The sequence below is a fragment of the Frankia sp. AgPm24 genome (assembly GCF_023243055.1).
In the GTDB taxonomy this organism is placed as follows: domain Bacteria; phylum Actinomycetota; class Actinomycetes; order Frankiales; family Frankiaceae; genus Frankia; species Frankia umida.
Genome location: NZ_JALKFW010000185.1, coordinates 68589 through 89331 on the forward strand (window position 1 = coordinate 68589; position 20743 = coordinate 89331).

19 protein-coding genes and 1 pseudogene are annotated in these 20743 nt (G+C 72.2%); 14 read left to right on the plus strand and 6 right to left on the minus strand.

Features of this window, described 5'->3' with window-relative positions; genetic code table 11:
* The first annotated feature begins 36 nt into the window (after positions 1-36).
* The 7 genes from sucC (at position 37) to purH (ending at position 7790) form a co-directional block, all read left to right on the plus strand.
* On the plus strand, positions 37-1203 hold the full coding sequence (gene sucC, locus MXD61_RS13715) for an ADP-forming succinate--CoA ligase subunit beta (RefSeq protein ID WP_248813370.1): 1167 nt from the start codon (positions 37-39) through the stop codon (positions 1201-1203).
* A 24-nt stretch (positions 1204-1227) separates the two neighbouring features.
* Positions 1228-2100: a succinate--CoA ligase subunit alpha gene (gene sucD, locus MXD61_RS13720; RefSeq protein ID WP_248813372.1), complete on the plus strand. Its 873-nt coding sequence runs from the start codon at positions 1228-1230 to the stop codon at positions 2098-2100.
* 181 nt (positions 2101-2281) lie between these two features.
* A complete protein-coding gene (locus MXD61_RS13725) occupies positions 2282-3196 on the plus strand; it encodes a DUF2076 domain-containing protein (protein WP_248813374.1) in 915 nt (304 codons plus the stop codon).
* A 105-nt stretch (positions 3197-3301) separates the two neighbouring features.
* Positions 3302-4666, plus strand: a complete 1365-nt coding sequence (locus MXD61_RS13730; RefSeq protein ID WP_248813376.1) for a DUF6350 family protein — start codon at positions 3302-3304, stop codon at positions 4664-4666.
* Between the two features lie 27 nt (positions 4667-4693).
* Positions 4694-5293 carry a helix-turn-helix transcriptional regulator gene (locus MXD61_RS13735; RefSeq protein ID WP_308222749.1) on the plus strand — a complete coding sequence of 200 codons (600 nt, stop codon included), beginning with the start codon at positions 4694-4696 and terminating at the stop codon, positions 5291-5293.
* Positions 5294-5526: 233 nt separating this feature from the next.
* Positions 5527-6141: a phosphoribosylglycinamide formyltransferase gene (gene purN / locus MXD61_RS13740; RefSeq protein ID WP_248813379.1), complete on the plus strand. Its 615-nt coding sequence runs from the start codon at positions 5527-5529 to the stop codon at positions 6139-6141.
* The gene (gene purH, locus MXD61_RS13745; RefSeq protein ID WP_248813382.1) at positions 6138-7790 is read left to right on the plus strand and encodes a bifunctional phosphoribosylaminoimidazolecarboxamide formyltransferase/IMP cyclohydrolase; all 1653 of its coding nucleotides are present in this window, start codon (positions 6138-6140) and stop codon (positions 7788-7790) included. Before purN ends, purH begins: the two co-directional genes overlap by 4 nt.
* Positions 7791-7865: 75 nt before the next feature.
* Here the strand turns inward: purH and MXD61_RS13750 are convergent, their stop codons facing one another.
* Complete coding sequence (locus MXD61_RS13750) at positions 7866-8189, minus strand: hypothetical protein (RefSeq protein WP_248813383.1); 324 nt, start codon at positions 8187-8189, stop codon at positions 7866-7868.
* Between the two features lie 168 nt (positions 8190-8357).
* The gene (locus MXD61_RS13755) at positions 8358-8984 is read right to left on the minus strand and encodes an FHA domain-containing protein (protein ID WP_248813385.1); all 627 of its coding nucleotides are present in this window, start codon (positions 8982-8984) and stop codon (positions 8358-8360) included.
* Positions 8985-9324: 340 nt separating this feature from the next.
* On the opposite strand from MXD61_RS13755, the gene MXD61_RS28080 reads away from it, so the two are divergent.
* Positions 9325-9885 carry a DUF3017 domain-containing protein gene (locus MXD61_RS28080; protein WP_248813387.1) on the plus strand — a complete coding sequence of 187 codons (561 nt, stop codon included), beginning with the start codon at positions 9325-9327 and terminating at the stop codon, positions 9883-9885.
* A 122-nt stretch (positions 9886-10007) separates the two neighbouring features.
* Here the strand turns inward: MXD61_RS28080 and MXD61_RS13765 are convergent, their stop codons facing one another.
* Positions 10008-11249: an NAD(P)/FAD-dependent oxidoreductase gene (locus MXD61_RS13765; RefSeq protein WP_248813389.1), complete on the minus strand. Its 1242-nt coding sequence runs from the start codon at positions 11247-11249 to the stop codon at positions 10008-10010.
* Positions 11250-11582: 333 nt separating this feature from the next.
* Between MXD61_RS13765 and MXD61_RS13770 the strand changes: the two genes are divergently transcribed.
* A complete protein-coding gene (locus MXD61_RS13770; RefSeq protein ID WP_248813391.1) occupies positions 11583-12428 on the plus strand; it encodes a serine hydrolase in 846 nt (281 codons plus the stop codon).
* Positions 12429-12730: 302 nt separating this feature from the next.
* Entirely contained in the window at positions 12731-13513 is a 783-nt protein-coding gene (locus tag MXD61_RS13775) for a 2'-5' RNA ligase family protein (RefSeq protein WP_248813393.1), read from the plus strand.
* Here MXD61_RS13775 and MXD61_RS13780 read toward each other — a convergent pair.
* Both MXD61_RS13780 and MXD61_RS13785 read right to left on the minus strand, forming a co-directional pair.
* A complete protein-coding gene (locus tag MXD61_RS13780) occupies positions 13483-14994 on the minus strand; it encodes a D-alanyl-D-alanine carboxypeptidase family protein (RefSeq protein ID WP_248813415.1) in 1512 nt (503 codons plus the stop codon). The genes MXD61_RS13775 and MXD61_RS13780 overlap by 31 nt on opposite strands.
* A 125-nt stretch (positions 14995-15119) precedes the next feature.
* Entirely contained in the window at positions 15120-15983 is an 864-nt protein-coding gene (locus MXD61_RS13785) for a DUF1003 domain-containing protein (protein WP_248813395.1), read from the minus strand.
* A 727-nt stretch (positions 15984-16710) separates the two neighbouring features.
* Between MXD61_RS13785 and MXD61_RS28870 the strand changes: the two are divergent.
* Together MXD61_RS28870 and MXD61_RS13790 are read left to right on the plus strand one after the other, a co-directional pair.
* Positions 16711-16854, plus strand: a pseudogene (locus tag MXD61_RS28870) (zinc-ribbon domain-containing protein); the annotation flags it as partial.
* Positions 16855-17091: 237 nt separating this feature from the next.
* Positions 17092-18291, plus strand: coding sequence for a putative zinc-binding metallopeptidase (locus MXD61_RS13790; RefSeq protein ID WP_374628911.1), 1200 nt, complete (start codon positions 17092-17094; stop codon positions 18289-18291).
* Here the strand turns inward: MXD61_RS13790 and MXD61_RS13795 are convergent.
* Entirely contained in the window at positions 18230-18871 is a 642-nt protein-coding gene (locus tag MXD61_RS13795) for a GNAT family N-acetyltransferase (protein WP_248813399.1), read from the minus strand. The genes MXD61_RS13790 and MXD61_RS13795 overlap by 62 nt on opposite strands.
* 187 nt (positions 18872-19058) lie before the next feature.
* Here MXD61_RS13795 and MXD61_RS13800 point away from each other — a divergent pair, with 187 nt between their 5' ends.
* Complete coding sequence (locus MXD61_RS13800) at positions 19059-19634, plus strand: hypothetical protein (RefSeq protein WP_248813401.1); 576 nt, start codon at positions 19059-19061, stop codon at positions 19632-19634.
* 58 nt (positions 19635-19692) lie between these two features.
* On the plus strand, positions 19693-20743 hold a 1051-nt coding region (locus tag MXD61_RS13805), incomplete at its 3' end, for an RNA-guided endonuclease TnpB family protein (RefSeq protein ID WP_248813403.1).

Consider the following 20743-nt stretch of genomic DNA (forward strand, 5'->3'; position numbering starts at 1 on the left):
CCCAACCCAGAACGACCCCATCCGACTGGACGGACCGTGGATCTCTTCGAATACCAGGCGAAGAAGTTGTTCGCCGAGCATGGCGTTCCGGTACCCACCGGGAAGACCGCGACCACTCCCGAGGAGGCGCGTGCGATCGCCACCGAACTCGGTGGCAAGGTGGTCGTGAAGGCTCAGGTCAAGGCCGGCGGCCGAGGCAAGGCCGGCGGTGTCAAGGTGGCCGACGGACCGGATGACGCCTTCGCGAAGGCGACGGCGATCCTCGGGATGGACATCAAGGGCCACACGGTCCACTCGGTGCTCGTCGAGGAAGCCAGCAACATCGCGGAGGAGTACTACGCCTCCTTCCTGCTGGACCGGGCCAACCGGACCTTCCTCGCGATGGCCTCCCGCGAGGGCGGCATGGAGATCGAGGAGGTGGCCGCCACCAACCCGGAGGCGCTCGCCCGCATCCTCATCGACCCGCTGACCGGAGTCGACGCGGCCAAGGCCCGCGAGATCGCCATCGCCGCCAAGCTGCCCGAGGCCGCCCTCGACGGTGCGACCGAGCTACTGGCGAAGCTGTGGACCGTCTTCGTCAAGTCGGACGCGACCCTCGTCGAGGTCAACCCGCTGATCCTCACCGGCGACGGCAAGGTCATCGCGCTTGACGGCAAGGTCAGCCTGGACGAGAACGCCGACTTCCGCCACCCCGAGAACGAGGCGTTCGTCGACGTCTCCACGGTCGACCCGCTCGAGCAGAAGGCCAAGGAGAAGGGCCTCAACTACGTCAAGCTCGAGGGCGAGGTCGGGATCATCGGAAACGGTGCCGGTCTGGTCATGTCGACGCTGGACGTGGTGACCTACGCCGGTGAGGAGTTCGGCGGCAAGCGGCCGGCGAACTTCCTCGACATCGGCGGCGGCGCGTCCGCCGAGGTGATGGCGAACGGTCTGTCCATCATCCTCGGCGACCCGGCGGTCAAGAGCGTCTTCGTCAACATCTTCGGTGGCATCACCGCCTGCGACGCGGTCGCCAACGGCATCATCCAGGCCCTCGACATCGTCGGGAACGTGACCACCCCGCTGGTGGTCCGCCTGGACGGCAACAACGCCGAGGAGGGACGTCGCATCCTCGCGGAGGCGAACCTTCCGGTGGTCAAGCCGGTCGACACGATGGACGGCGCGGCGAAGCTCGCCGCCCAGCTCGCCGCGGCCGCGGCCTGACCTGCGCGAAGGGATTGCAAACCGATGGCTATCTGGCTTGACGAGAACAGCCGGATCGTGGTGCAGGGCATCACCGGTTCGGAGGGAACCAAGCACACCCGCCGGATGCTCGCATCCGGCGCCAAGGTCGTCGCGGGCGTCAACGCCCGCAAGGCCGGCCAGAAGGTCGACGACGTGCCGGTCTTCGGCACCGTCGCCGACGCGATCGCGCAGACCGGTGCGAACGTCTCGGTGATCTTCGTTCCGCCGAGGTTCACCAAGGACGCGGCGATCGAGGCGGTCGACGCGGCGATCCCGCTCGCGGTGGTCATCACCGAGGGTGTGCCCGTCCACGACACCACCGAGTTCTTCGCCTACAGCAAGTCCAGGGGCACGACCCGGATCATCGGGCCGAACTGTCCGGGCATCGCGAGCCCGGGCGTGTCCAACGCCGGCATCATCCCGGCCGACATCACCCCCGGTGGGCGGATCGGTCTGGTCTCCAAGAGCGGCACCCTGACCTACCAGATGATGTACGAGCTGCGTGAGTTCGGCTTCTCGACCTGCGTCGGCATCGGCGGTGACCCGGTCATCGGGACCACCCACATCGATGCGCTCGACGCGTTCCAGGCCGACCCGGGCACCGACGCCATCGTCATGATCGGTGAGATCGGTGGTGACGCCGAGGAGCGCGCGGCGGCGCACATCGAGGCGCACGTGAGCAAGCCGGTCGTCGGTTACGTCGCCGGTTTCACCGCGCCCGAGGGCAAGACCATGGGTCACGCCGGCGCCATCGTGTCCGGTTCGTCCGGTACGGCGCAGGCCAAGAAGGAAGCCCTGGAAAAGGCCGGTGTGCGGGTGGGTAAGACCCCGTCCGAGACCGCCCGGCTGATGGCTGACATCATGCGGTCGTTGTAGCTCTGGCCGTCTGATGGGTTCCGCGTGCGGTACCTGTCGTCGGACGGTCACGGAGTCTCCTGGTTGACGGGGATGAGGGACGCACATCGCTTCCCTCATCCCCACACTGCTGCGAGACTCCAGACCGGCATGGGGCGCACTGCACCCCATGCCGACCGACCTGACGAAGTGGGGTTCCGTCGTGGCACGAATCGGCGGTCGCGAGATCGCGACCAACGACATCGGGGTGATCGCGTCCGGCGCGGTCATGTTCATAGTCAGCTTTCTCCCGTGGTATTCGGTGAAGCTCTCGTTTTTCGGCTCCTCCCGCACCGCGCACGAGAACGGGTGGGGTCTCGGCTTCAACTCGTGGTTCCCCGTCCTGCTCGTCATCGCGGTCGCCGGAGTCCTCGCGGCCCGGCTGTTCGCGGGGCTGCGCGTGCCGGACGCCGGCCCGGTGTCCGTCATGTGGCTGCTGCCGGGGGTCTCGGCGCTGGCCTTCCTCCTCCTGCTGCTGCGCTGGATCCGCTTCCCCAACGTGCCCTCCGGGGTGGACGCCGGCCCCAGCGTGGGCTTCTACCTCGCGGTCGTGGCCGCACTCGCACAGGCGGTGTTCGCCGTGCTGGCGGCGCTCGCCAGCGGTGCTGCCCTGCCCTGGCGTCCCGGTAGCGGTGGTGGCGGCGGTGGCGCGGGACAGTGGCAGCCGCCGGCCAACCAGCCGCCCTACGGCCAGCCCTACGGCCAGCAGCCGACCCCCGGCGGGTACGGCCAGCAGCAGCCCGGCTATGGCCAGCCCCCGCAGGGATACGGCCAGCCCCCGCAGGGATACGGCCAGCAGCCGCCGGCCGGCGGTGGCTACGGCCAGCAGCCGTCACAGCCCCAGCAGGGCGGCGGCTACGGTCAGCAGCCCCCGCCCGGGTATGGCCAGCAGCCGCCGCCCGGCTACGGTCAGCAGCCCCCGCCCGGGTACGGTCAGCAGCCGCCCACCGGTGGCGGTTACGGCCAGCCACCCGGCTATGGCCAGCCCGGCTATGGCCAGCCCGGCTACGGTCAGCCCGGTTACGGTCAGCAGCCGCCGCCCGACGATTATGGCCAGCAGTCGTCGCCGAACCGCTGATCTCCGCCCGCCGGATCCGGACCAGCAGGGGCGTAGCGCATTTTGTCGGACCGGCGGACGGCGTGTTGGCCCCGCTGACGACTGACCGCGTGCGAGCGTCCTGACGTGCCCGCCTTCCACCAGCCACGGTCGCTGCGACCGGATCTGGACCGACTGTGGCAACGGCTCGGCCGGCCGGCGGCGGCGGCGATCGCCGCGTCGGCGGCCGGACTGGTCTTCATCGAGGTCATCGTCCTGATCGTGTGGGGCGCCGACACCGGCTCGTCGACCAGCCCGGGTTCGGCGCTGCGGGTCGGGGCGGACCTGTGGCTGGTGGCCCACGGCGCCACGTTGCACCTCTCGGACGGTGAGATCGCCCTGCGTCCGCTGGGGCTGGCGCTGTTCCCACTGATCGCGGCGCTCAGCGCCGCGCACCGGCACGCCTCGCTCGTGCCGTGGCCGACGGCGCGGACCACGGGCCCGCCGGGTTCGGCCGGGGCGTCGGCGGCCGGTCGAGCCGCGTCGGCGGCCGGCGCCGGGCCGAGGCTGTGGCGCCGGGTCGTGGTGGACATCGTGGAGGTGGTCACCGCACAGACGCTGTTCGTCGTGCTGGTGGCCCTGCTGGTGCGGTCCGGGCCGGTGCGTGCGGGGCTGGGGTCGGCGGCGCTGGGGACGGTCGTCGTCGCCCTGCCCGCGGCCACGATCGGGGCGCTGGCCGGGCGACACCGGTTGCGCGCCGCCTGGCGTCGGCTACCGGGCTCGCTGCGGATCGCGTTGCGCTGCGGGGTGAGTGGTTTCGCCGCACTGATCGCGGCCGCGGCCTTCGGCGTCGCGCTGGTCATCGCCGCGACGCTGCCCGAGGTCGCCGGCACGGAACGGGACCTCGACGTCGGTGTGCTCGGCGGGGTGGGGCTCGCCGTGGCGCAGATCTCGATCATTCCCAACGTCGTGCTGTGGGCGCTGGCCTATGCCCTCGGCCCGGGCTTCCACGTCGGTTCCGGCCTGGTACGGGCGGACGCGGTACACGTCGTGAACGCGCCGGACCTGCCGGTGCTCGCGTCGTTGCCGCCGAGCGCCCTGCCGCGGGTGGGCTGGCCGCTGCTGGTGCTGGTGCCGCTGGTGGCCGGGTTGGTGTGCGCGCTCATGGCCCACCGGGCCACAGCCGGACGACGTTCCCGGGAGCGGCTCGTCACGGTGGGCCTGGCCGGTCTCGTCTGCGGGCTGCTGTGCGGACTGGCCTGCCAGGAGTCGCTCGGGCAGGTCGGGGCGGCGGGGCAGTACGGGCCGGCCGCCGCCTGGGCGTGCGGGCTGCTGGCGGGCGGGGAGATCGCCGCGGTCGGCCTGGTGCTGCTCGGTGGGATCGACCTCGCGGTGCGGCGGGCCGAACGGCCGTTTCTGCCCACCGACGCCGAGCCGTCCTTCTGGCGTCGCCGGCTGGCGCCGGTGGTCCGCTCCCGACCGGCACCGTGGACGTCGCGCCGCCCGGACTGACGCCCGCGCCGCGGCCAGGAACTGTCGGTGCCTTCGGCTAGCGTCTGGTGGCAGTGGATCAGCGTCTTGGAGGTCGTCGTGCCGGTCGCGATTGCCCATGTTCGTGCCGAGGCTCGCCAGTTGCGGGTGCTTGGCTGGTCCTATCGCCGGATCGCGCTGCGCCTGCGGGCACGGCACGGTCTGCGCCCGCTGGCGGCCTTCCGGCTCGCCCACGGGTGGACGCAGGAGGAGGCTGCCCGCCACTGGAACGAACGCTGGCCCGAGGCCGGCGCGGTGAAGACGGGCAAGGCGTGGTCCTACTGGGAGAGCTGGCCCGGTCGAGGCGGCCGGGCGCCGTCAGCCGCCGTGCTGTGGCGGCTGGCCGAGCTCTATCAGTGCCGGCCGGGCGAGCTGCTGGACGGGCCGGATTTCGGCCGGTCGGATCCGGCGGCCCAGGCCCAGGCCCAGGCCCAGGCCGAGGGCGTGCCCAGGGCGCGGGAGACAACTGCTTTCGACGACGGCGACGGCGATGAACCGCTGCGGACCGCAGCGATCCTGGATGACCCGGTGCGTGGCGAGGTGCCGTCCGCGGCGTCGACCGAGGCGGTGCTGCCGGGCCTGCTTTCGGACTGGGTGCCGGCCGCCTGACGGGCAGGCGATGCGATGCGGCGCGCGGGAGGGGGAGAAGTCAGTACAGTCGGGCGGTCGCGGCTTGCCCCGGGCGGTAGTGGTGGGGGCCGGGGCGCCGGTCGTGGTGGCGAGGTGAGCCGTGCGGCCGGGTACGTCCGCGCCGTGGCCGCCGAGCACGGGCCACACGGTGTCCCGCGATCGTCCGTGTGTTCACTGCCCCTGCCCGCCCTGTCTGTGTTACGGAGTGTGTTGTGGCTGCTCGCCTTGTCGTCCTCGCGTCGGGCGCGGGAACCACGCTGCAGGCGATCCTCGACGCGGCCGCCGAGCCGGGGTTCGACGCGTCCGTCGTGGCGGTCGGGACCGACCGCCACGACACCGGCGCGCAGCGACGGGCCGAGGCGTCCGGCGTGCCGGTGTTCACCGTCCGGCTCGAGGACCATGCCGACCGGGCGGCGTTCAACGCGGCCACCGCCGAGCGGATCGCCGGGTTCGCCCCGGATCTGCTGGTACTCGCCGGCTACATGAAGATTCTCAGCCGGGAGGTCATCGCCCGGTTTCCCACGGTCAACACCCATCCGTCGCTGCTGCCGGCCTTCCCCGGCGCCCACGCCGTGCGGGACGCGCTGGCGGCCGGGGTGACGGTGAGCGGAGTGACGGTGCACTGGGTCGACGAAGGAGTCGACACCGGTCCGATCATCGCCCAGCGCACCGTGCCGGTGGAGCCCGGGGACACCGAGGCGACGCTGCGGGATCGGATTCAGGGGGTCGAACGCGGCCTGTTTGTCACGACGATCGGTGCGATCGTGCGTTCGGGAGATCGGCCGGGTGCTGCGGTGGCCGGGGTTCACGTTCAGGAGGAGTCATGATGTCATCGGGTGAGAACGTGGCTGGCGACGGCGGCGCGGTGGGAGCGGCGGAGTCGGCCGAGGTGGTTCCCACCGGGCATCGGCCGCTGCGTCGCGCGCTGGTCAGCGTGTACGACAAGGCCGGGTTGGACGTGCTCGCCGCGGCGTTCCAGGCGGCCGGGGTCGAGGTGGTCTCCACCGGCTCGACCGCTCAGGTGCTGGCCCGCCACGGGCTGGCGGTGACACCGGTGAGCACGGTGACCGGCTTTCCGGAGGTGCTCGGCGGGCGGGTGAAGACGCTGCATCCCAGGGTGCACGCCGGTCTGCTCGCGGACCTGCGTAACGCCGAGCACGCGGCGACACTCGCCGAACTCGACATCGAGCCGTTCGATCTGGTCGTGGTGAACCTGTATCCGTTCGCGGCCACGGTCGCCAGCGGGGCCACCGAGGACGAGGCCGTCGAGCAGATCGACATCGGCGGCCCGGCGATGATCCGCGCGGCGGCGAAGAACCACGCGTCGGTCGCCGTCGTCGTCTCCCCGGACGACTACCCGGCGCTGGCCGAGGCCGTCCGTGACGGCGGCTACGACCTGACGGCCCGCCGTCGGCTGGCGGCCCGCGCGTTCGCGCACACGGCCGCCTACGACGTGGCGGTGTCGTCCTGGTTCGCCAGCGTCGTCGCGCCCGACGAGGTCGCGCGGGAGACAGGCTGGCCCGATGTGCTCTCGGCCCAGTGGCAGCGCAGCGATGTGCTCCGCTACGGCGAGAACCCGCACCAGCGGGCGGCGCTGTATGTCGAGGCCGGGCATCCCGGCAGCGTCGGCGGCGGTCTGGCCGCGGCCCGCCAGCTGCACGGTAAGCAGATGTCGTACAACAACTACACCGACACCGACGCGGCACGCCGGGCCGTGTACGACTTCACCGAGCCGGCCGTCGCCGTGATCAAGCACGCGAACCCGTGTGGGATCGCCGTGGGTGCCACGATCGCCGAGGCGCACCGCAAGGCGCACGCCTGCGACCCGGTGTCCGCGTTCGGCGGGGTGATCGCCACGAACCGGCCGGTGACCGTCGAGCTCGCCGAGCAGATCGCCGAGATCTTCACCGAGGTCGTCGTCGCGCCCGACTACGAGCCCGGCGCGGTCGAGATCCTGTCCCGCAAGCCGTCGATCCGGGTGCTGGAATGTCCGGCTCCGCCGCACCAGCGCGGCGTCGAACTGCGCCCGATCAGCGGTGGTCTGCTGCTGCAGTCACGGGATGCGGTGGAGGAGCCGGGCGACGAGCCGTCCGGTTGGACACTGGAGGCCGGCGCGCCCGCCGACGACGCGCTGCTCGCCGATCTGCGGTTCGCGTGGCGCGCGGTCCGCTCGGTGAAGTCGAACGCGATTCTGCTCGCCAGCGACGGCGCCACGGTCGGCGTGGGAATGGGGCAGGTCAACCGGGTGGACGCGGCCCGCCTGGCCGTGACCCGGGCCGGCGACCGGTCCAAGGGCGCGGTGGCGGCCAGCGACGCGTTCTTCCCGTTCCCCGACGGTTTCGAGGTGCTGGCCGAGGCCGGTGTGCGGGCGGTCGTCGAACCCGGTGGATCGGTACGCGACGAACTGGTCGTCGCCGCCGCGCGGGCGGCCGGGGTCACGCTCTACTTCAGCGGCGTGCGCCACTTCGCCCACTAGGCACGGTGGAGTCCGGCCGTGGGAGGGGGCGTGGTCGATCCGACCCGCCCCCTCCGCCGCCCGCGAGGGCGTCGGTCAGACGCCGGTGTTCGCCTCGGCGGCCGCCGAACCTCGGCGTCCCCCGGATCCGCTGCCGTTCGTGGTGGTCGCCGCCGGAGTGGTCGCCGGGACCGTCCCACCCGGCGTGTCCGTGGTCGGCACGTAACGCTGGGCGACCCAGTCCAGGGCGTCCCGCCAGCTGGCGCCGTAGAGCACCGAGATACGGTCGGCCGTCTGCCGGGCCAGAGCCTGCACGAACACGCGGTCGTCGCTGTCCAGATGCCGGGCGTCGCCGAAGGTCTCCCAGGCCCGGAACATCAGTTCCTGCAGCTTCTTGCTGTGTGGTGATTCGTCTGTCACGTCGAGCTCCTCCCAAATGGGCACCGCGGCCGGAAGTCTGCCCTAGGCAGGCGGGGCGCCCTCAGGTGGGGGTACTCGCGGTTGTGTTCCCAATGGGTTCGCCTGGGTCAGTGAAATGTCACATTCAGGCCATGTGGTAAGGGCGCATTCATGGTGTTCTACCTGGCCTCAGGCAGAATCCACCGGCTCCGGGCGGACCAGACCGAGTCGCATCACCTCGTTGGCCAGTCGTCCGCGCCGGTTGGTCCCGGGGGAGATGTCGAACTTGCGGTAGAGCCGCAGCAGATGCTGCTTGACGGCGCCCTCGGTGACGACCAGATCCTGCGCCATCTGCCTGGTGGACAGCGGGATGACGAACACCCCCGGGGTGCCCGCCGAACGCGACAGGGCCCGCAGCACATCCCACTCCCGCCGGGTCAGGTCCGGGGGATCGGGCATGACGATTTCGGCGGTGTGGTCATGACCCGACGGTCCGGCCGCGGTCTCGATCGCGAACTCGATCAGCGCCCGGGCGTCGTGGACGCGCACCCCGGCGGCGCCGAAGCGCAGGACGTCGCCGTCGTGCAGCACGTGCCGACCGACCGGCCGGCCGTTGACCTGGGTGCCGTTACGGGACAGACCCTGGTCCCAGACGTAGAGGTAGGGGCCGCGCCGGATGATTTCGGCATGCAGCCGGGACACGCTGGGATCGTCGAGGAGTACGTCCACTCCCGGCCCGCGACCCACCGTGGTGACCTCCGCGCGCAGCGGAACGACCTCACCGTTGATCTCAATCCGAAGACTCGGCCCGTTCACGTTCTCCGACCTCGCTTTCCTGCGTGCGCGACAGCGTTGTTCGCGGCTTATCTCCCTGGGGTAATCCCCCGCCAGCCAGCAGTAACACACCACCCGCGTCGAGCTTCGCGTGGTCGTCGACGCGGGCCGGAAGGCGGCCCGCTGGCCGGTCGGGCGGCTACCGGGCCACGCTGTGGGCCAGGTCGGCCTACCGGCTGACCGCGCGGCCGGTCATGCTGGTTGGATAGGTCGCGCCGTCCAGTCGCATCGTGGCCGGGCGCCGCCATCCGTGGCGGTCTGTCCGGGTTCTGGCCTCGGGATGGCATCTGCCGTGCAGGACCGGCGCCGGAGGTGGGCTGCGGTGGATTCAGGTGGCCACGACCGCGGCGGCAGCGGCTACCAGAGCCCCGAGGGGTCGGCGGTGCGTGCGCGGGCCGCTGCCTGGCCGCCCGGCGTTCCCGACAGCGATGCCGAGACGACCACCCCGGTGCGCACCTCACGGCGTCGACCGGCCGCCAGCTCGCCCGGCGTCGATCAGTCAGCGCGGGACCAGCGCCCGTCGCCCGGTGGCGATGTGCCCGGTGGCGATGCGCCCGGTGGGGATGCGCCCGGCGGTGGTACACGGCAGCGGCCGAGCCGTGGCTTCGGGCTGGTGGCCTGGTTGCGCCGGGAGGTGGTCTTCGCCGTCGTCCTGGTCGGCATGGCCGGTGGGTTCGGGCTGGTCTCCCAGAACCGGTGGCGGCGAGGCCTGCTGCTGATCGGCGTCGTTCTGGTGGTGGCGGGCTGCGCCCGGCTGGCGTTGCCGGCGCGGCGGGTGGGCCTGCTCGCGGTGCGCGGCCGGGTGTTCGACACCCTGCTGCTGCTGGTGCTGGGCGGGGCGGTGATCGGGCTCACCACCGCCGTGCCCTACCTCGGCCCCTGAACGCCAGTGCGCACCGTGTGACGCATGGTCCCGGCGTGGGCCCGTCCGGCCGCCGCTGCCGGCCGTCGCCGGTCGCTGTCGCGACCCGCCGCCACCCGCCGCCACCCGCCGGGAGCGGACGATCAGCGCCGGCCGGCCATCGCGCGCCGCACGGCCAGGCGGGTCAGGGTGCTCGCCGGAATCGTGCCACGGCCAAGTCCGAGTTCGACCAGCGAGTCGTACAGTTCGGTGCGGGTCCGGGCGGCCCGGGCGGCGGCGTCCATCATGGTGGCGCTGCGTCCGACCAGACCGGCGAGCAGCGTGGTGTGCCGCAGGTGGCGGCCCAGTTCGGCGTCCAGCGATCGTCGGTAGAGCCGTCCGGCGCCGGCTGGCTGGCCCGCGCTGACAGCGGCCTGCCCGGCGAGCATTCCCGACAGCAGGGCGTAGTAGATGCCCTCTCCGGTCAGCGGGTTGATCAGGGACGCGGCGTCGCCGACGAGCAGGACCGGGCCGGACGGCTGGCGTGGTCGGTGGGTGGACAGCGGCAGATGGTGGGCCCGCAGGGTGTCCGGTTCGGCCGGGGTGCGCGGGAGCATTCTTTCCAGGGTGCGGTGCAGCACGGTCTTCGCGCTGGCACCGTCGTCTCCGGGGGCGAGCCGGGAGCGCAGCATCCCGTAGCCGATGTTCGCCCGTCCGTCGCCGATGGGGAACGACCAGGCGTAGGCGGGCCAGCCCTCGTCGGTCATGTGGATGAACAGCTCGGCCGGACCGTCCGTGGCGGGCAGCGCGGCGTACGCGCGCACGGCGATCGCCATCGACTCCGCTGGGTTGGCCACCAGGCCCAGGCCGCGACGCACGACCGAGTTCGCGCCGTCGGCACCGATGACCACCCGGGCGGCCAGCGTCCCGTTGACGACGACGACGGGTTCGCGTCCCCGCCCGTCGGGCCGCGGCCGCTCGGCGAACTCCAGGGTGCGTACCCGCCGCCGGATCAGCATGGCGCCACGTGCCCTGGCCGCGGCCATCAGCCGGGCGTCGAAGACCAGCCGGGGTACGACGTAACTGGCCCGGCTGGACGGTGTGGCCACCTCGGCGCCGCCCGGTGTGCGCATCCGCATCCGTTCCACCGCCCGGTAGCCGGCGACCGCGTCGGTCACACCCAGGTCGCGCAGAACGTCGAGGCCGTGCGGTGCGATGCCGTCCCCACAGGTCTTGTCGCGGGGGAACGCGGCGGCATCGGCCACCACGACGTTCGCGCCGGGACGTTCCCGCAGGGCCGCCAGCGCCGCCGCGCATCCGGCCGGACCGCCGCCGACGATCAGCACGTCGATCGTGCCGGTCGGGGCGTTCTCCGGTTCGTCGACGCGCACGATCGGGGTGGCCATGGTGATCGTGCCGGCGTCCTTGGCCGGGCCGGCCGGGCCGGCCGGGCCGACCGGGCTGGTGGGGCTGGTGGGGCTGGTGGGGCTGGCCGCGGTGATCGAGTGGATATCCTCGCCCGAATCGGGCGAATCTGACGAATTGGGCGAGCTGGGCGGACTCGATGAGCACGATGAGCTTGACGACGACGGCGGGATCTGCACGATCGCCAGTCTCGCAGCCGCCCCCAGGGCGCGTGGCGAGCGCCCCGCGGCAGCCTTCGACCCGTCGGGTGAGCCCGCCGGAGGGGCCCGTCCGGTCGGGCGAGTCCGGCCGGGAAACCTCGTACAGTGCGGGACGTGGACGCACTGGAACAGGTGGCGCGGTGGCCGGTCGAGACAGCCGCGGTCTGTGTGCTTCGGCGTGAGCCCGCCGGGGTGCGCGAACTCGGGCGGGTGGGCCCGGCCGACCATCCGTTTCGGCTGGCGTCGGTGTCGAAGCTGCTGACGGCCTACGCGGTGCTCATCGCGGTGGAGGAGGGGGCGATCGGACTGGACGATCCGGCCGGGCCCCCGTCGTCCACGGTGGCGCATCTGCTCGCGCACGCGTCCGGGCTCGAGTTCGGTGGTGAGCGGGTGCTGGCCGCCCCGGGAACCAGGCGGATCTACTCGAACACCGGCATCGAGCGGCTCGGCGAGGCTGTCACCGCGGCTACCGGGATCGCGTTCGCCGACTACCTGACCGAGGCGGTGTTCGACCCGCTGGGGATGGCCGGCGCCCAGCTGACCGGCTCGCCGGCCCACGGTGTGCACGCCACCCTGGACGACCTGCGCCGATTCGCCGCGGAACTGCTCGCTCCCACCCTGCTCTCGGTGGGCATGGTCGCCACCGCCACCTCGGTCGCCTTTCCCGGGCTGTCCGGGGTGCTGCCCGGTTTCGGTCGCCACGAGCCGAACGACTGGGGTCTGGGCTTCGAGATCCGTGGACACAAGCGGCCGCACTGGACCGGGCGCACCAACGCGCCCGACACGTTCGGTCACTTCGGTCAGGGCGGCTCGTGCCTGTGGGTGGATCCCGCGGCCGGCCTCAGCTGTGTTGCTCTGAGTGACCGCGACTTCGGCGACTGGGCCCGTGCGGCGTGGCCACCCCTGGCGGATGACATCGTCGCCGCGGGCCGCGTACCGGCGGCGGATTCGGCGTTGTGACCGTCCGCGACGGTCAGCCGGTGTGGCCGTCGCAGGGGGACGTACGGGACGTCCAGCGCGTTTGACCAGTTCGGGATGGACGTGTTGCCCAATTTTCGGATGGTCCGCGCGGGCGGGCCGCCTGGTCCGGCAGTCCGCGGGTGACGGACCGCCTCGGTGGGCCATGATGTCGGCATGCAACCTTGCCGACACCGATCCCGCCGGCCGGCCATCGATCCCCCACCCGCGTGGATACCTACACGCAGGGTGACGGCGCTCGGGGTGCAACCTGGCGTGGTCGACCGTGCCGTGCTGTCGGTCGCATGAACGGATACCCGGTTCCGGTGCCAGTGGCGGGCAGCGACACCGCACGAACCCAGGACGCCGCACGGGCCCAGTCGGCGCCGCTCGCTGACGAGACGGCGCCGTCGTACGGCGCGGATGTGACGTTCGCGGGCCGGCCGGCGATGACCACCACCGTCCGGGCGGCGGACCCGTTCCGCACGTCCGAGGCGGCGGGTCTGGCCGACATCGGCGTGGCGATCGGCATCCCCGAGCCCTACCGAACCCAGTTGCAGGACTGGCGGGAGCGTCTCGGTGACCCCAACGCCGCGTTGATCGTCCCGCATGTGACGCTGCTCGGCCCGACCACGGTCCGCGTCGCCGACCTGCCGGCGATCGAGACGCACCTGGCTCGCGCCGCCGGGACACCCGAGCCGTTCACGATCTGGCTGCGTGGGTCGGGGACGTTCCGCCCGCTGTCACCGGTGGTGTTCGTCGCGGTGGTGGCCGGTGCGACGCAGTGCGCGAGCCTGGCGGCCGCGGTGCGTTCCGGCCCGCTGGAGCGGCCCCTGACCTTCGACTACCACCCGCATGTCACGGTCGCGCACGACATCCCCGCGGACGGCCTCGATCGTGCCTACGCGGCGCTCGCCGAGTACCAGGCCCGGTTCGACGTCAGCGGGTTCGGCCTCTACCGACGCGGCGCCGACCAACGGTGGCGGCCCCTGCGGTTCTTCGCGTTCGGCGCGCCCGGGACCGAGGTCGGGGCCGGGTCCGAGGAGGAACCGCGGCCTCAGGAGGGTCGGCGCCGGGGCGCCTCGTAGGTCCGCTCCCGCGGTGGTTCGCGCGGCAGGTCGTAGTACAGCTCGTCGGTGTGGGCCTCCCCGCGTCCGGTGGGATCGGGATGCGGGTGCGCGGGGGCGGGCGCGGGGGCGGGCGGCCGGCGGACCGGAGCGGTGGACCGATCGATGGGCCGGCCCGTCGACGTGCGTCCGAGACGACGGTCGGTGGCCTGGTGGTCGGGACGGTAACCGGGTCGGTTCGGGCGTCGCTCGCGTGACAGCGGTGGTCGTTCGATCTGCCCGGGCCGGACGCCGCCATCGTCCTGCGCGGCGAACCGGGCCCGCATCGCCGCCGCCCGGGCCGCCCGGGCCCGCCGGGTCCGTCGCCCGAGCCGTCGGGTGGCCATGGTGAGCAGGAGGGCGGCCACGGTCAGGCACACCGCGATCCAGGTGGTCGGGCCGATGCCGTGCAGGATGCCGCCGTGCTCGTCCACTTTCGGCGCCGGCAGGGCGTCGGCCCTGGGTGCCGTCCGGGCCGCCGCGCCCGCGGGCCCCGCGCCGGCCGCGCTCGCGGCCAGCCCGGTCGCGGCGTCCGGCAGGTAGCCGACCGGGGTGATCTGGCTCCCGTGGGCGAAACCCCAGTCGAGCAGGGCGCGTGCGTCGCGGTCGAACTCGGGCGCGGTGCGCAGCAGGGCGACGACGAGGGTACGGCCCGCGCGGGTGGCGGCGCCCACGAAGGTCGCCCCGGCGGCGACCGTGTAGCCGTTCTTCACCCCGATGGTGCCCTCGTACCGGTTGAGCAGCAGATTGTGGTTCTGGATCTCGAAACGCTGGTCGCCCCGGCCGGGCAGGGACGCGCGTGGGACCGTCAGGTACGGGCGTACGGACGGCTCGTGGATCGCGGCCCGCCCCAGCACGGCCAGATCATGGACGCTGGTCAGCTGGCCGGGGCTGTCCAGCCCGGTCGGGTCGCCGGCGACGGTGTCGTGGGCGCCGAGAGAGCCGGCGAGGGTGTTCATCCGCGCCAGCACCGCCGCCGACCCGCCGTCCGCGTCGACGAGCGCCACGGTCGCGTCGTTGCCGCTGGAGATCAGCATCGCGGTGGCGAGGTCGCGCACGGAGTAGCCGACTCCGGGCACGAGCCCCACCTTGGTGCCATCCACCTGGGGCGAGTCCGGCCCGACGGTGACGACCTGGTCCGGCGGCAGGTTCGGCAGAATCGTCAGGGCAGTGAGGATCTTCATGGTGCTGGCGGGCATGTCCCGGTCATGCAGATGCGACGCGGCGAGAATCGCCCCGCTGTCGGCATCCGCGACCACCCAGTCCTTGGCGGTCAGGTTCGCCGGCGGGGCGGCCGCGTCACCCGTGCGCAGCGGGGTCACCGCGGGCGCGGCTGGTGCCGGAGCGGGCGCCGCCGACACCGGCGCGCACAGCGTCAGCGCGAGCAGCGCGCCGGCGGCGAGCAGGGCCGGGACGCGACGTTTCGCGCCGCGTCCCGTACGCGACGTGCGGCTCGCTCTCACTGCCAAAGAGGAGGCAGGATGAGAGTGATACGACCGGCCGGCACGCACCTACTGAACGCTACTGGTTTGAGCCGGCCCGCATCGGGCAGTCGGCCGACGTGTCGCGGACGGGTGCCCACCGGCGGCTAATCCCCCTTTTTCGGACGTTCCGTCCCTCTGTGGGTGGCTCCGGCGTAGGCCGCGGTCCGGTGATGTGCCCGTCCGGTCGAGGTGCGGGTGTTGGTGCGGGCGGCGACCCGGGCCGTCGGAAGGGCGCCGGTGTGCCCCGTCCGGGCGGCTGCGGCGGTGGCCGCGGCGACAGGTGTGACGGGTGCGGCCGGTGCGTCGGGTGCGTCCGGTGCGTCCGGTGTCGGGTGGGGGTCGGCGGACGGGGCGCCTTCGGTGGTCCCCTGGTCGTCCGCGCGGGTGTCCGCGCGGGGTGCCAGGCGGGGGCCCTCGCCGGTCGTGGGCAGACCGGTCATGGGCAGATGAGCCGCCAGCAGTCGCTCCAGATCGCCGCGGAAGGTCTCGAACTGGCCGGCGAGTTCGCCGCGGACGTACTGCCGGGTGGCCGCCTCGCTCTGGGCGAGCCGCAGCGCCGCGACCTCGCGGGTGAGGAACTCGGTGTCGTCGCGCATCCGTCCGGCGACGGCGCGATCCTCGGTCAGGCTGGCCCGATCCCGGTCGTCCTGGCGGTTCTGGGCCAGCAGGATGAGCGGCGCGGCATACGCGGCCTGGGTGGAGAAGGCCAGGTTCAGCAGGATGAACGGGTACGGGTCCCAGCGCATGAGCGGCACGGCGACGTTCAGCCCGATCCAGACGATCACGATGCCGGTCTGGATCGCCAGATACCGTCCGGTCCCCAGGAAACGGGCGATCGTCTCGGCTATCCGGCTGGCGTTCTCCCGGTCCACCCGGGGCAGCAGGGTCACCCGGCTGGTACCGGGAAGATCGAGCCGATCGGTGCGGGGCCGGCGGCGGCCCGTGTTGCGGGTTGCGGTGATGGCCATGACAGCTCCCCCTCCGCGCGCCGAGGAGATCGTCCGGGCGCGCGTTATTCGAGCAGGCCGCGCGCATGCTGAGCGCGATGCGACGGCCTCAGGTCGACTCACGATGCTGATCGACCGCACCTGCTCGTGCCCTGCCTGAAACGGACATCCAGCACACCCGACACACGCCATCGTGCGACCTGCGTGGGCGCGCGAATCCGCCCGCGGTGCCACGCCAGCCCGGACGGAACGCCCTGCGACTGTTCGCGGCAGCGGAACAGGACCCGGATCGCGACCACGCGCTGCTCACCTGGGTGAACGGGTACGTGGGAGGACCAGGATCGGCTCGCAGCCGGCCTTCCCAGGCAGTGCCCCGGGGAGTCGTCACCCGGGTTTCATGGACGTGGGCTGGGCGTCACCGGCCGCAGGCGCGAAGCGCGCTCGGGACCGGGCCGCCGCAGCCGGAGTCAGCCTCGGCTGTCGTCCAGGAGCAGGAAGCGGCCGTTACTGGAGCACCCGCCAGAACTCACAGCGGCCACCTCCTCGCGCTGGTCCTCCATAGAGGAAGTTTCGGGGGCCTGTCAAGGATAACCGCAGGGTGGATGCCCGGAACCGTCGGGTCTTCGTGATCTCCGTCGCCAACAGGGCGGGACGACGAAGGACAACATGCACCGAGGTTCGGTCCTGAGGCGTTGCACGCGTGGGCGGGGGTAGGCACCGGCGCGAAACGGCAGAGGTGGAGGGGTCGATGAAGGTCAATGGATGTGCTCGGTGCGGGCAGCTGGTCTTTTTTGAGAACTCCGTGTGCCTGCGCTGCGGAGCGCCCCTCGGCTTCGACCCGGACCAGGGCCGGGTCATCACGCTGGTCACCGGCCGATCGCCCCAGCTCTCGACTGCCACCGAGTCGTCTACTGCCACCGAGTCGTCAGTTGGCACCGAGTCGTCGGTTGGCACCGGGACGTCCGCTGGCAGCCAGCCGTTCGCTGACGCATGGTCGGGGTCGGCTACGGCGTACCTGGAGCTGCCGCCGGTGGCGGTGATCGCCGCGGCGATCGGGCGGACACCTTTCGACGGCGCTGGCGGGCAGGCCGGGGTCGAGGCGGTGTACCAGGTGGCCTCGCCGACGCTCGTGCGCCGGGTGACCGCCACGGATCTCATCGACCGGGCGATCGGAGTCGACCCGATCGCCGAGGACCTGCTCGACGGCGTCCCACCCGAGCGGCGGCGCTGGTTCCAGCGCTGTGCGGCCAGCGAGCGGGCCGGCTGCAACTGGCTCGTGCCGGTGCCGGCCAGTGCGGCCGACTCGTCCGGTGCGGGGGAGCTGTGCCGGTGCTGCCGGCTGACCCGGACCCGTCCGGCGGACGACGACCTGACCGGACGGGACCGGTTCGTTCGCGCCGAGGCCGCCAAGCGACGGCTGGTGGCGCAGCTGCTGGAACTCGGCCTCCCGGTCGTCGCGCAGCGGGACGACCCGGTGCGAGGGCTCGCGTTCGACCTGCTCAACAGCTCCGAACACGCGGTGGTGACCGGTCACAGCGACGGTCTGATCACACTGGATCTGGCCGAGTCCGACGACGCCCACCGGGAGCGGGTCCGCCTCCACCTGGGGGAGCCGTACCGCACCCTGCTCGGGCACTTCCGTCACGAGATCGGCCACTACTACTGGGAGGCCCTGGTCGGGGCCGACCCGGCGCGCACGGCCCGGTTCCGGGAGCTGTTCGGCGACCCGGACCTCGACTACGGTGCCGCCCTGGAGCGGCACTACGCCCAGGGACCGCCGCCGAACTGGCGGGACACCTACGTCAGCGCCTACGCGACGATGCATCCGTGGGAGGACTGGGCCGAGACCTTCGCCCACTACCTGCACATCCGCGACACCCTGCGGACGTCCGCGGAGTTCGGCCTCCAGGTCGCGGGCCCCGACCTGGCCGCGTTCGGAGTGCCCTCGAACAGCCTCTCCGCCGAGCCCGCCGACGTGTCCGACCTGTACGGCCCGCCTGATCCGTCCGACCTCACGAACCTCTCCGACGGTGCCGATCCCTGGAGCACGGCCGGTGGTGCTGGGTCGGTCGGTGCCGGTGGGTCGGTCGGTGCCAACGGATCAGCCGGTTCGGTCGGGCGGGCGTCGATCCGCGCGATCATCGATCAGTGGCTGCCGCTGACCTACGCGCTCAACGCCATCAACCGGAGCATGGGACGTGACGACCTCTACCCGTTCGTCCTGACCCCGGCCGTCCGGGCGAAACTCGGCTTCGTCCATGAAATGATCATGGACGGGGTGGGGTCGGATGGGGCGCGGCCGGATACAACGTCCGCAGCATCGGGATGAAGGTGCGCACGAGCGGGTCGGACGTCGTCGGTTCCGGCCCGCCCAGCACCACGAAACCGTGCCGTGCGTAGAGGCGCCGGGCCGCCGGGTTCCCGGGGGCCACCCAGAGTTTCACGGCCTCGGCGCCGACCCGGTACGACCAGTCGAGCGCCGCCAGCACCAGCGCGTCGGCGCCGCCCTGCCCGCGGACCCGCGGCGCGATCCACATCGAGGCCAGCTCCCGCAGCCAGGGCCGGTCCGACGGGGTCAGCCCCTGCAGCAGACCGACCGCCTGATCGCCGTGCTGGGCGAGGACGATCAGGTCGGTGGTCGAGTAGGTCGCGGCCCGGGCCAGGCGAGTCCACTCGTCGGCGGGCCACGACGACAGGACCTCGGCGGTGTGCCAGAAGGCCATCCCGGCATCGGCGACCGAGGCCAACCGCAGCCGGCGCAGCAGCGGCCCCTCGTCCGCGGTGATCGGTCGGACCAGGATGCCCCCGGTGCGACGAGCATGCGGGCCACCCGCGGGGCCTGCCGCTCGGGTCCGTGGCCGGCTCTTTGACCGTGGTGGGTCTTCCGGCTGTGGTCCGTCTTCCGGCACGTCGGAAATGTCCCATAGTCAGCTGGTCGTGACCTCCGATACGGAGTGATTGTTGTGCGGGTGACGCTCGATGTTGGGCGTAATCGGCGCAACCTTTAGCCCAAACGGCTCCCGAGCGACCGGGGGAACGCGGATACTGATCCACACCGGCCGGGTCGGCGGAGGGGTCATGTGATGGTGTTCCAACGTGGGTAGGCCGGTCTCACTGATCGTGCGGCCGGATGGTCCCTCCTGGTCGGCGTGGTCGCCGCAGTGTCCCGGGCTCGCCATGGTGCAGCCGGCCGCGGCGGAGCTGCGTGACGTGCTGCCCGAGGTGCTCGGCTGGTACTTCGGTGAGGACACCGAGATCGAGTTCCAGGTGCACCACGAGCGGGAGCTGCATGGTGTCGTCCTGCGGGTCGCCCAGGACGGGCAGCTCTACGACCGGGAGCGCCTCGCCGTACAGTTCACCGACGCGCTGGAGGAGTCCGGCCAGCTCGCGCGGGTGCGCTCCGAACCGGTCAGCGGCGGCGGTGAGGTCACCCTCGTCTGCGCCCTGCAGTCCGATCGCGTCTCGTGGCTCGCGGCCCAGATGGACGACGACGACGTGCTCGTCGCGCTGCTCCCCGTCGCCGAGTCGATCCTGTGGGCCATCCCGGTCGGTACCGGTGCCGGTGCTGATCGTGATGACACGATCGTCGCGCTGGGGGCGTACCCCGGTGACACCACCCTCGGCGAGGTCACCAGTACCTTCGCCGGTCCCCGCCGACATCTGCGGATCTGACGAGCCGCTCGGCACCGCGCCGGCACCCCGACCCGGCAGCCCTGACGGGATCGGGTGGGTGAGCATGACAACCATGCGCAGGATCGTCATTCTGGGCCGGGGCGGCGCCGGCAAGTCAACTCTGGCCACCGAACTGGGTCGGCTCACGGGGCTGCCCGTCATCGAGCTGGACAAGCACTTCTGGCAGCCAGGTCTGGTCGCGACACCGCCCGAGGAGTGGGCGGCCGTCCAGGCGGTTCTCGCCGCGCGCGACCGCTGGATCATGGACGGCGACCTGGGCCCCCACGACGTTCTCCCCGTCCGGCTGCGGGCGGCGGACACCGTCATCGTGCTGGACTTCGGCTTCGCCCGGTGCGCGTGGCGCGCGGTCCGCCGGTCGTGGGAACGCGCCGACTTCTGGCGCTGGGTCTGGAACTATCGGCGTACCAGCCTGCCCCAGGTCATCGGACTCGAAGAGCACTGCGGGCATGCGCGGTATGTGTGGAACCTGGCAGTCGAACAGCAGTCGTGGTGGACCCGCTATCGGGGAAAGCCGCCGACCCACCTGGAACGCTGCCGGCAGTTGACCGACGCGCGAGCGGAGTTCGACTGGTTGAAAGCCGGGTCGCAGACCATCCAGCAGCAGGCGTTGCGGGATTTCGACCAGGCTGTGCGGAACTTTTTCGGTGGGTCGCATCGGCGGCCGACGTTCCGAAAACGCGGCCAGTCCGAAGGCTTCCAGGTCGTCGGGAAGAACGCTCGGGTCGAGAAGCTGAACCGGCGATGGTCCCGCTATTGGGTACCGAAAATCGGTTGGGTGAAGTTCCGTGTATCGCGGAAGGTCCCCGGCTTCAAGTCCTACCGGATCACCCGCGACCGGGCTGGCCGCTGGCATGTGGCGTTCGCCGCCGTGCCCGTGCCGATCGACCCGCCCGGCACGGGTGAGGTGGTGGGCATGGACCGTGGGGTCGCCGTGTCCGCGGCCTTGTCGACGGGCGAGCTGCGGACCTGCCCGGGGCTGCTGCCGACCGAAACCGAACGGCTGCACCGGTGGCAACGCCGGCTCGCCCGCGCCAGGCGGGGCAGTAACCGTCGCGGGCGGATCCAAGGCTGGATCGCCCGGCTGAAGG